This is a genomic window from Nocardia nova, assembly GCF_002933465.1.
GTDB classification, from domain to species: Bacteria; Actinomycetota; Actinomycetes; order Mycobacteriales; family Mycobacteriaceae; genus Nocardia; species Nocardia nova_B.
Window position 1 is genome coordinate 1 of the sequence record NZ_PSZE01000056.1, and the last position, 10,741, is coordinate 10,741.

The following is a 10,741-nucleotide window of genomic DNA, read 5'->3' on the forward strand; positions in this document are numbered from 1 at the left end:
GGCCCGCTCCCGCGGCCTCACCGACCCTACCGACGAACAGGAGGACACCACCACTCCAGCACTGACCGCCTGACCCAACAGGATCACGCGGCAATCACCCCCATACACCACACATTTGGACTTGACCGCGAGGACAGGGTCGTGCCGGTTGCCTAGGTGACCGGTGAGAGCGGGCGGTGCCCGGGACCCGCGAGTGTACTTTTCGTGCAAGCCTCGCCGATCTTTGCGGGTTTTCCCGCAATCGCGCGCAGGTTTGCACGAAAAGTCCGGCCGATCATTCGAGACACGGATTGCGTTCGGGCTGAGCGCAAGTCTGTTCCCGAGCCGAGGCGTCCGGTTACATCGAGACATGGCAACACAGGCACCGTCGCCCACCGACGCGGACACCTTCACCACCGAGTGGCAGGAATGGCATCGGCGGCAGGAGGCGCACCTGTCCGATCGGCACGGGTTCCTCGCCATCACGAGCCTGCGCTGGCTCACCGAAACCCCGCAGCGCTTCGACGATGCGCCCGGTGCCTGGTCGACCGGGGCCGACGGCGTGGTGGTCGTGCTCGACGAGGGGGAAGAGCTGGTCGTCGACGACGCGCCGGTGCGTGGCCGCTACGGCTTCGGCATCATTCCCGAGCGCGGTGGCGTGAACGCGGTGTGGGGTGACGCAGCGATCGAGGTCGCCAAACGGGGCGGTCACGATATCGTGCGCCCACGGCATCCGAACAACCCGCTACGCACCGCTTTTCGCGGCACCCCGGCATTCGTACCGGAGCCGAAGTGGGTGGTGAGCGGACGTTATGTGGCCTTCGAGGAACCGCGTCCGACGATGGTCGGTGCTGCCGTGGAAGGGCTCGAGCACGTCTACGACGCGCCGGGACGAATTGAATTCGAGATCGACGGTAAGTCGTTGCGCCTGACCGCTTTTCCCGGCAAGAAGCCCGGCGACCTGTCGGTGTTGTTCACCGACGCGACCTCCGGAGTGACCACCTACGCGGCGAATCGGGTGGTGCAGGTTCCGGCGCCGGATGCCGACGGAACGGTCGTGCTCGACTTCAACCGTGCGGTGAATCTGCCGTGCGCGTACACCGATCTGGCGACCTGCCCGCTGCCGCCGGCGGAAAACCGGCTGCCGATCGCGGTCGAGGCGGGGGAGAAAATCCCCTACGAGCGTCAGGGATGAGCGCGCCGCGGATCAGTTCGCTGGCGTTTCTGACCCCGGGCAATTACCTCGACGACGACCCGTACACCGGCCTCGAGGACGCGCTGCAGCTGTTCGAATACGGCGAGCGGCTCGGGTTCGACGGCGCGTGGGTCCGGCAGCGGCATCTCGAGCACGGTGTCGGTTCGGCGGCAGTCTTCCTGGCCGCGGCCGCCCAGCGCACGAATCGGGTCGAATTGGGCGCGGCGGTCATTCCGATCGGTTACGAGAGTCCGTTCCGGCTGGCCGAGGACTTGTCGCTGGCCGACGTGTTGTCCAAGGGCCGCTTGCAGCCGGGGTTCAGCGCGGGGACGCCGCCGCATGCCGAGCTGATCGGCGATCTGGTCTTCGATGGTGACTGGCGCCGCTTCGATCTGTCCTACGGCCGGGTGGCCCGGCTGATCGAGAATCTGCGCGGCCACTATCTCGGCGATGCCGACACCGTCATCCACTCGCCCGGCAACACCCAGCGCCCACGGCTGCAGCCGCACAGCCCCGGCCTGGCCGACCGAGTCTGGTACGGCGGTGGCAGCACCCGGTCGGTGCGCTGGGCGGCGGAGAGCGGACTCAATCTGCTGAGCGGAAACATCGTATTCGGTGATCGCAGTGACGATTTCACGACCGCGCAGCTGGGACTGATCAGCGACTACCGCGAGCGGATCGATTCCACGCGACCGGCGCGCGTCGCGATCGGCCGGGTGATCGTCCCGTTCGACAGCGCCGATCGCGCGACCCGGGAGCGGTACCGGGCCTACGCCGCGAGCCGGCACGACCGCACGCTCGGCCCGCAGGGCGAGCGGCGGGTGCTGTTCGCCCCTGATGTCGTCGGGACCGCCGAGCAGATCCTCGAACAGCTGGGTGCCGATCCGGTTCTCGCGCAGACCAGCGAATTACGGCTGGAACTGCCCTACGAGTTCCACCGTGCGGACTACGAACAGATCCTGCACGACACGGTGGAGCTGATCGCTCCGCAGCTGGGATGGAAACCCGCGCTCGCCGGGTGAACTGCGCCCGGCCGCTGGGTCCGGGGACGTGCCGGCGGCCGGACCGGGGCCTCGGGCGCCGATTGTCATGGGTGCGAATCGCTGGCGCGCTGGACAGCGCGGCGGGGTGCACCGCAACGATCGGGTGGCGAGTTTGAACCTGCGGTTCCGGGTATCCACACCACGGCTCGATACTGGTGTCGGCGGGTACGTGCGGGCCTGTCATGGCATCCGCTGACCTGCGAGAGGTCCGACACCGGCGTTCCAACGATTCGGTATCACCGTGCGTACGACAAGCCAGGAGGACGAGATCGATGATGACCGGCCGGAACTACCGAAGCTCAGCACTTTTCGTCAGTGCCCTGGCAGCGATGGGGGTGGCCGCTGTATCGATGGCCGCCCCGGCGCTCGCCGCCAATACCATCGACATTTCGGGTGTGGGACCCGCGAACGTGGGGGTCGACTACACCTGTGATGCCAACTCCGGTGCGTCCGCCGTCAAGGTCATGGTGGGTGATCCCAACGCCGACGCACCGTCCGCAACGGGTACGCAACCGCAGGTCACGTGCAATGGGCAAGCGCAGAGCACCGTTGTCGTGCTGACCGGGCCCGACGGGGCACCCGCGCAATTGCAGCAGGGCCAGACGGTGCAGGTCCGGGTGGCATTGGTGGATCCGCAGGACACCGTGGTCTCCGGAAAGGCCAATGTCTTCAAGCTGGGGTAGTGCCGGCTCGTGTGCGCCATCGCTGGTATGTAGCCGCGGCGCGAGCGATCCAGCCGGCCACGATCCCGACGTAGACACCGGTGAGCCCCCAGTGCAGCACCGCGGCCGATATCCACACGGCGGGCAGGGTGACGCAGACGACCGAGAACGCGGACGCGGACATCACCGCTTTCGTGTTCCCTGCCGCGCGTAGCTGGGCGGCGTAGACCATGCCGATCGACATGATCGGCGCCGATATCGGCAACGACCACACCACCCCGCGAGCGCTCGCACTCACCGCGGCGTCGCCGGTGACGAGCCGGAACAACACCGGCGACAGCGCGGTGAGAAGCAGCGCGACCGCACCCGAGGCACCGACCATCAGTACCGCGCCGGCTCGCACGACGGCGTGGCGCCCACGATCGTCACCGGCGCCGATCGACTGTCCCGCCAAAACCGCTGTCGCCACTCCGATTCCGAACACGAGCAGCCACACCATCGAGATCGCCAGGCTCATCGCCCGGTGCGCCGCCAGGCTCACCGTCCCCGCTTCGGCCACCACCGCCGCGATCACGGCATCGCCGCCGTAGCTGATTACTCCGAATACGACATCCGGCACGGCGAGCGCCGTCACCGCGTGCCACACCGTGCGATCTGCCCGGGCCCAGACGGCCGCGAGCCCGGTGGCCCGGCGAACGCGCGGGATCAGGGCGACTGCGCCCGCCGCGACGGCGATGGTGGAACCGATCGCGGAACCCGCCGGTCCCCAGCCCGCGGCGAAGATCAGGGTCGCCGACACCGTCACATTCAGCACGGCCACCGCCATCGCGGCCCGGGCGCTGCTTCTCGTATCACCGATTCCGGCGAGCACACCACGCACATGGGCGGTGACGGCCGTGAACGGCAACCCGCACAACAGAATCCACAACATAACCGTCGCTTCGCGGCGATCCAGGCCCGCGGGCGCGGTCACCGCCACGATCACCGGCGCGGCTGTGGCCGCGGCCATCGCGACCGCCACGCCGATCGCGGCGGCGCCGGAAAACCCGGTCGAGGTCACGATCCGGATCGCATCGGTGTCACCGCCGCCGTGCCGGCGGGCGACGAGTATCTGTGTCGCCGATCCCCAGGGCACCACCAGCGCGGTACAGAAAATCCATATCGGCAGCACCGATGCGGCGACGCCGAGCGCTTCGATCGAATGGTGGCCCAGGAGCGCGGTATCGGTCACGCCCAGCACCAGGGTCGTCGCGGAAGTCAGAACGACGGGCCCTGCCAGTTCGGCCACCTGACCGAGTCGCGCAACGCGCGCGTGCCGCTCCATGGAGAGACTCTAATAGCTCTACCGCACAGAGCTTTCCGGTGGTGTGGCCGAATTCAACCTGCGCAGAGTTACCCGAGTTAAGCACCGTGTCAGCGCGGCGTCAGTCCGGTGACAGCGGTGTGGAAGACAGTCTTCCCATGAGCAGACGAAATGCACCGGCAGCTCACCTTCCGAGCGGCCGGACGCGTCGGCTGGTTCACCGCGCAGTCGGAAGGCGGCCTCGCACAGGCCAGCGCCGTCCTCGCCGTCACCGGTATGCGTTTCCTGGCACTGCGTGGCTTCGTGTTCTGAGAGGCGGTATCATCGACGACGATGATGACTCATTTCGAAACAGGATTGGGGGTCTCGTTCACGCCAGGTGAGTGCTGATGCACCCTGTGATCGCGAACGGGAACGATTCCCGAATTCCCTTGTTGCTGCGGATACGCGAGTTCGCCGTACCGCCCTCCATGATCGAGACCGCGACGACCCGGCGCCGTGCCGGGGACTGGGCCGGAGCGTGTGCCGCGGCGGGGGTCGATGTCGATGTCGATCCACGCGCACTGGCACGTACCCACGGCAGCGAACTCGCCGCCCGCGTGCTGGGCGACCTGCGGCATCTGGCGCCGGATCTACTGCGCTGGCATATGCCGAGGGTCGCTTCCGATGGCTTGTTACGGCCCGGCCTCACGACAACTCTGGCTCGATACGACACCGGAGAGCACAGAAAACGATGTCGTAGAGCCAGTTTCGTGCATCTCGTCGTCCGCACCCCGCCGGCCTGGGCGGACTCCGGACAACGCATGAGCCTGGCGTTGTGGGACGAATCCTGTCCGGACCGCGGTATCGGCTCGCATCCGCATCCCCGACCCAACCGCCGTTTCCGATTCGACCTGCACCGTCACTTCTGGGACGCGCGCCGAACCGACGAACTCGGAACACGGTGCGGGACAGGGCGAACAGCCGGCGTCAGCTGGACGGAGAGCGGGGTCGCGGAGCATGTCCCGCCTGGAAGTGCTGTCGATCGGTGGGCAGCCGAGGCGGAGTTACTGCTGCGCGCCGACGGATGTCGGCGCGGACCAGTGCTGGTGCGATTCGGCGCGCGACATCGGGTGATCCTCGAGTACGAAGGGGATCCTCCCGCGCTGCGGGTCGCGCAGGGATATTCGCGGGGCACGGTGCCCGCGTTTCCGGTCCTGCCGTACGCGGCGACCTGGGTGCTTCCCGATCTGGCATTGCTGCGCGCCGGTGCGATCACAGCCGATCGCCTGCATCCGCTGATCGCTTCGGCGCTTGGGCCGGAGTTCTCCTCGGCCTCAACGTCATTCGAGGCAGAACGGCACGGTCATCCATATCTGGTGCAGTGCCGGGGAGAGCAGCACCGCATCGCACTGGTGGATGGCGAGCTGACCGCGCTCGATCACAGCCCCGCCGAGATACGGCGCGAGGAACTGCTCGTCGCACTGTCCGGCACACCGCTGCCCTGTCTGCGAGCGATCGATCTGGCGTACCGCCGACCGGATTGCCTTGCCGGCGTTCGGGAACGGTTGCGTCACGGAGATATCGCCGGTGCGTTGGCCGTCGTCGAGAACCTGCTCGGACCCGAGGCGCGGTTGCGTGCGGGAGCGTTGCGAGACGAACTGGCGGCGGCCGCCCAGCGGGAAAACACCTACCGGCAATTCCGCACCGAGCTGTCCGATTCCTCTGATTCCTTCCCGCCTGCGAAACGGCGCACGGACTCACACCGCACCCATCCCCGCCACGCGATGTCGCGCTGACCGCGCATTTGCCCGATTCTTCCGAAACCCGAGGGTGATTCATGATGACCACACCTGTTCCGACCATGGCGCGAGCCGGCTCCGCCCGGCTCGACGCCGCCGGTGAACTGCTGACCCTGCTGAACGAGGCGACCACCGAGCCGCGCTCCGACATCCAACTGGAGGCCCTGACTGTGGCCGTGGCCGCCGATCTTCCGGTGCTCCTGTGGGGCGAACCGGGAATCGGGAAGACCGCGGCCCTGACCCAACTCGCCGAAACCTTGGACCTTCCGCTGACCACCGTGATCGCGAGTGTGCACGAGCCGTCCGATTTTTCGGGCCTGCCCGTCGTGGGAGAGGATCCCGCGGCACACGGTGTGCCGCTGGCGCCGCCGGATTGGGCGGTTCGGCTCGTGCGCGCCGGTCGGGGGTTGCTCTTCCTGGACGAATTGTCGACCGCTCCGCCCGCGGTGCAAGCGGCGCTGTTGCGGCTCGTCCTGGAACGCCGGATCGGTGCGTTGCGGCTGCCGGCCGGTGTCCGTATTGTCGCTGCCGCCAACCCGCGCTCCTCGGCCGCGGATGGCTGGGAATTGAGCCCGCCGCTGGCCAACCGATTCGTCCACCTCACCTGGACGCACGACCCCGATGTCGTGGTGCGCGGCTTGGGCGGAGTCTGGCCGCGCGCGAATCTGCCCACGCTCGATCCCGAAAAGTTCACGGAGGCAGTGGCTTTCGCGCGACGTGCGGTGTGCGGGCTGCTCGCGGCCCGGCCCGCGTTGGTGCATCGCATGCCCAGTGGTGAAGCACGACGGGGCGGCGCCTGGCCGTCGCCGCGCAGCTGGGATATGACACTGCGACTGATCGCCTTCGCGACCGCGGCCGGTGTCGGCCGGGATGTGGTCTCCATGCTGGTCCGGGGGACCGTCGGTGACGGCCCCGGATTCGAGCTGCTGACCAGCATCGACCGGATGGAACTTCCCGACCCGGAGCAGCTGCTCGCCTGTCCGGAAGCCGCTGACCTGCCGGAACGCGGCGATCTGCGCCAAGCGGTACTGGACGCCGTGGTGGCGGCGGTCCGCCGGCAGCCGGAGAAGTCGCGCTGGGACGCGGCCTGGGCGCTGTTGGCGAAGGCCGTCGAGACCGGAGCGCCGGATCTGGTGGTCGTTCCCGCAACCACCCTTGCCACACTGCGCCGCGAGCAGTGGGAGGTCCCGGCATCGATCGAGCACCTCGCCGGAATGGTGTCGGTGTCCCGACAGGCGGACCGCGCCGCGGAACGCGTTGCCGCGCAGGCGAGACGATGACCGCGGGGGCCACGGTCGTGGAGTTCGAGAAGCTCGGCGCCGCCCGTCTGCTGGCCGCGCGGGCCCGGCCCTATCTGGCCACCGCTCTGTACGCGTTGCGCATCGTCGAGTCACGCGCGGTGCCGACGATGGGTGTGGACCGGTACTGGCGGTGCTACGTATCGCCGGTGTTCGTCGGCCGCACGGCCGTGGAGGAGCTGGCTTCGATTCTGGTACACGAGGTTTCGCATCTGCTGCGCGACCATCACGGGCGCAGTGACCGATTCGCTCGTGAGCACGATCTGACCGGTCCGGCGCAACGGCTCCGAATGAATATCGCCGCGGACGCCGAGATCAACGACGATGCGTTCGGTGACGGATTGGTCGAGCCCGAAGGTGCTGTCGTACCGGCAAGTCTGGGACTGCGCAGCGGTGAACTCATGGAGGACTATCTGCGTCAATTCCGCTTGGGGCCACGTACCCAGGATATGGCCTGGCTGGATTGTGGCAGCGGTGCTGACGGACTGGACCGCGAATGGGAGTACGGGCCGGACGGTGCGAACGGTCTCAGCGATCAGGAACGCGAGGCGGTCCGGTTCCGCGTGGCCCAGGGCATCGACGGTCATCCGGGTAACGCGCCCCGCGGGTGGCGGCGCTGGGCGGAGGAGGCGTTGCATCCACCGCAGCCGTGGCGCGACATGCTGCGCGGCGCCATCCGCTCCGCGGTCTCCGCGTCCGGTGCCGGCGACGACTACACCTATGGCCGGCCGGCTCGGCGATCAACCGCAGTGCCCGGCGTGGTTTTGCCGAGTCTGCGGCACACCCCGCCGCGGGTCAGCGTGGTGATCGACACCTCGGGGTCGGTCAGCGACGCGGAACTGGGCAGCGCCCTGCTGGAAACGCTGGCGATCTTCCGTGCCGTGGGCGGTCGCCGCGATCTCGTCCGGGTCCTGTCCTGCGACGCCGCGGCTCGGATCGCGCAGCCCTTGTGCCGAGCGGACGGCATCGAACTGGTGGGTGGCGGCGGCACGGATCTGCGCGAGGGTTTCGCCGAAGCGTTACGCGCGCAAGCCCGTCCGGACGTGATCGTGGTCCTGACCGACGGTCACACACCGTGGCCGTCGGCCCGGCCCGCGTGCCGGACGGTCGTGGGTTTGCTGGAACGGCAGCGGTCGTGGAGTGAAGCCGATCCGGATTACGTTCCGGCGCCGCCGCCCGACTGGGCACGAGTCGTTCGAATCGGGTGACAGCGGCATTCGCCGGTGTCGCCGTGTTCAACCGCGGTGGCAGCGACATCCCGACGTCAGCCGGTTTCCGTCGCTTCTCGCAGTGTGCGGAATTCGGCTACCAGGGCGTCGAGGGTGTAGTGGGCGTTGAGGCCGCTCGGGTTGGGCAGCACCCAGATTTCGGTGGTGCCGAGGGTTTCGGGTTGGCGGCCGACGGTGGTTCGCGGTCGGCCGAATGCGGTGCGGTAGGCGCCCAGGCCGAGGACCGCCAGGACACGTGGGCGGTAGTGCTGGACTCGCTCGGCGAGCGCGCGACCGCCCTCGCGCAGTTCCTCCGCTGTGAGCTCGTCGGCCTTCGCCGTCGTTCGTGCGGCGACATTGGTGATGCCCAGCCCGAGCGCGAGCAGTTCTTTCTGCTCATCGGGGCGGAACAGGCGTGGTGTGAAGCCGGACCGGAACAGCGCGGGCCAGAAGCGGTTTCCGGGGCGGGCGAAATGGTGGCCGGTCGCGCCGGACCACAGTCCCGGATTGATACCGCAGAACAGCACCCGCAGGCCGGGTGCCACCAGATCGGGAATGGTCCGGTCCTTCGCGGCGGCGAGGTCCGCCGGCGTGGGGCGGTACCCGGCGGAATGTGCCATCCGCCCAGTCTGCCGGAACGGGCGCGGCGCCCGCACACGGTGGTCGCCGGCTGTGCGGATGCCCGCATGTGCCGAGGGCAGCCGCCATTCGGTGCCGCACGGCGTGCGCGTCAATGAGGAGGACCGACTGCGAGAGAAAACGATCTGACCAGGCCGGAGCCGGGTGGCTGACCGTCGCCCAGGGCGGTGCGACCCGCGAGCCGCTGCGATGCTCGCGGATCGCTGGTGCGCAGGCGGAACCCATTGTGACGGTGACATAGTGGTGACCGATCACCAGCGCGGGCGAGGTGTATTCGTTACCCTGGCTTGATGCGATCCCGGTTTCTGTGCAATGTCTCGGCCGTGTTCGTCGCTGTTGCTTCGGTGTTGCTGAGCGGCACTCCGGCCCTAGCCGGCCCACCGATGCGGGCGGCGGCGCTGTCGTCGCTCGACTCCAATTTCCTCTGGGGCGTGGCGAGTTCCGGTTTCCAGTCCGAAGGACATGCGCCGGACAGCAACTGGACTCGCTATATCGCTCGCAACCCCGGCTACGAACCACTGCAGGATTCGGTCGACTTCGTCGATCGCTACGACTCCGACATCCGCCTGGCCGCCGATATGGGCATGCGGGTGTTCCGGGTCGGGATCGAGTGGGCGCGGCTGCAGCCCGCGCCCGGGAAATGGGACGACAACGCTTTTCGCTTCTACGATTCGGTCGTCGACAGCATCGTGCGCGCTGGGATGCGGCCGATGATCACCCTCGACCACTGGGTGTATCCGGGCTGGGAGGCGGACCAGGGCGGCTGGCGCAATCCGGGCATGGCGGGGGACTGGCTGGCCAACATGCGCGCCGTCGTCGATCGCTACTCCTCGCGGAACCCGTTGTGGGTCACCGTGAACGAGCCTGTCGCATACATCCAGAACGAGGTACGTGAGGCCGGCGCCGATGCCGGCGCCATGCTGACCGGGCTCGTCGACGTGCACAACGCCAGCTATGACTACATCCATCAGAAGCAGCCCGGAGCTCAGGTCACCGCCAACGTCGGATATGTCGCGGGTGCGGAGGATCAGGTCAACGGCGAATTGATCGACCGGATCGGCGCCCGGCTCGACTACGTGGGCGTCGACTACTACTTCGGGTTCGACCCGGCGCAGTCGCTGTACAGCGCGATCGGACGGGCCACCGGTTCTGCGATGCCGACCCTGCCCGGCCCGCGCATCTGGGAGATGCCGCTGCGCACCGAGGGCATCTACTATGCGCTGCAACACTATTCGCGCCGTTTCCCGGGCAAGCCGCTGTATATCGTCGAGAACGGCATGCCCACCGAGAACGGCCTGCCCCGCGGCGACGGCTACACCCGCAGCGACCACCTCCGCGACACGGTCTACTGGCTGCAACGTGCCAAGGCCGACGGTATGAACGTGATGGGTTACAACTACTGGAGCCTCACCGACAACTACGAATGGGGCAGTTACACACCGCGTTTCGGCCTGTACACCGTCGACGTCCGCACCGACCCGTCGCTCACCCGCCGCCCCACCGACGCCGTCGGCACCTACCAGCAGATCGTCGCCGCGGGGCAGGCCGTTCTCGGTGGGCATGCCGTTCTCGACGATATACAGCGGCTTGCCCGGGAAACGGCGCGAATAGTGTTGCAGCGCATAGTAGATGC

At 68.0% G+C, this 10,741-nt stretch carries 9 protein-coding genes and 1 pseudogene; 8 read left to right on the forward strand and 2 right to left on the reverse strand.

Annotated elements, in window-relative coordinates; all coding sequences use genetic code 11:
* The first annotated feature begins 349 nt into the window (after positions 1 to 349).
* From C5E41_RS32200 to C5E41_RS32210, 3 genes are all read left to right on the forward strand, one after another.
* Positions 350 to 1,174: a DUF1684 domain-containing protein gene (locus tag C5E41_RS32200; RefSeq protein ID WP_104379453.1), complete on the forward strand. Its 825-nt coding sequence runs from the start codon at positions 350 to 352 to the stop codon at positions 1,172 to 1,174.
* On the forward strand, positions 1,171 to 2,196 hold the full coding sequence (locus C5E41_RS32205; RefSeq protein ID WP_104379454.1) for an LLM class flavin-dependent oxidoreductase: 1,026 nt from the start codon (positions 1,171 to 1,173) through the stop codon (positions 2,194 to 2,196). The genes C5E41_RS32200 and C5E41_RS32205 overlap by 4 nt, the downstream gene beginning before the upstream one ends.
* Before the next feature lie 293 nt (positions 2,197 to 2,489).
* Positions 2,490 to 2,900, forward strand: coding sequence for a hypothetical protein (locus tag C5E41_RS32210; RefSeq protein WP_146097776.1), 411 nt, complete (start codon positions 2,490 to 2,492; stop codon positions 2,898 to 2,900).
* Here C5E41_RS32210 and C5E41_RS32215 read toward each other — a convergent pair.
* On the reverse strand, positions 2,887 to 4,203 hold the full coding sequence (locus tag C5E41_RS32215; RefSeq protein WP_104379456.1) for an MATE family efflux transporter: 1,317 nt from the start codon (positions 4,201 to 4,203) through the stop codon (positions 2,887 to 2,889). The genes C5E41_RS32210 and C5E41_RS32215 overlap by 14 nt on opposite strands.
* A gap of 141 nt (positions 4,204 to 4,344) precedes the next feature.
* On the opposite strand from C5E41_RS32215, the pseudogene C5E41_RS32220 reads away from it, so the two are divergent.
* The 4 genes and pseudogenes from C5E41_RS32220 to C5E41_RS32235 all read left to right on the forward strand — a co-directional run.
* Positions 4,345 to 4,494, forward strand: a pseudogene (locus tag C5E41_RS32220) (GtrA family protein); the annotation flags it as partial.
* Between the two features lie 77 nt (positions 4,495 to 4,571).
* Complete coding sequence (locus C5E41_RS32225; protein ID WP_258081405.1) at positions 4,572 to 5,960, forward strand: hypothetical protein; 1,389 nt, start codon at positions 4,572 to 4,574, stop codon at positions 5,958 to 5,960.
* Between the two features lie 41 nt (positions 5,961 to 6,001).
* Complete coding sequence (locus tag C5E41_RS32230; RefSeq protein ID WP_219823307.1) at positions 6,002 to 7,243, forward strand: AAA family ATPase; 1,242 nt, start codon at positions 6,002 to 6,004, stop codon at positions 7,241 to 7,243.
* Positions 7,240 to 8,469 (forward strand): vWA domain-containing protein, encoded by a 1,230-nt coding sequence (locus tag C5E41_RS32235; protein ID WP_104379458.1) that lies wholly within the window; start codon positions 7,240 to 7,242, stop codon positions 8,467 to 8,469. The genes C5E41_RS32230 and C5E41_RS32235 overlap by 4 nt, the downstream gene beginning before the upstream one ends.
* A gap of 56 nt (positions 8,470 to 8,525) precedes the next feature.
* On the opposite strand, the gene mug is transcribed toward C5E41_RS32235, so the two are convergent.
* Entirely contained in the window at positions 8,526 to 9,089 is a 564-nt protein-coding gene (mug, locus tag C5E41_RS32240; protein ID WP_104379461.1) for a G/U mismatch-specific DNA glycosylase, read from the reverse strand.
* 309 nt (positions 9,090 to 9,398) lie between these two features.
* Between mug and C5E41_RS32245 the strand changes: the two genes are divergently transcribed.
* On the forward strand, positions 9,399 to 10,741 hold a 1,343-nt coding region (locus C5E41_RS32245), incomplete at its 3' end, for a family 1 glycosylhydrolase (protein WP_104379459.1).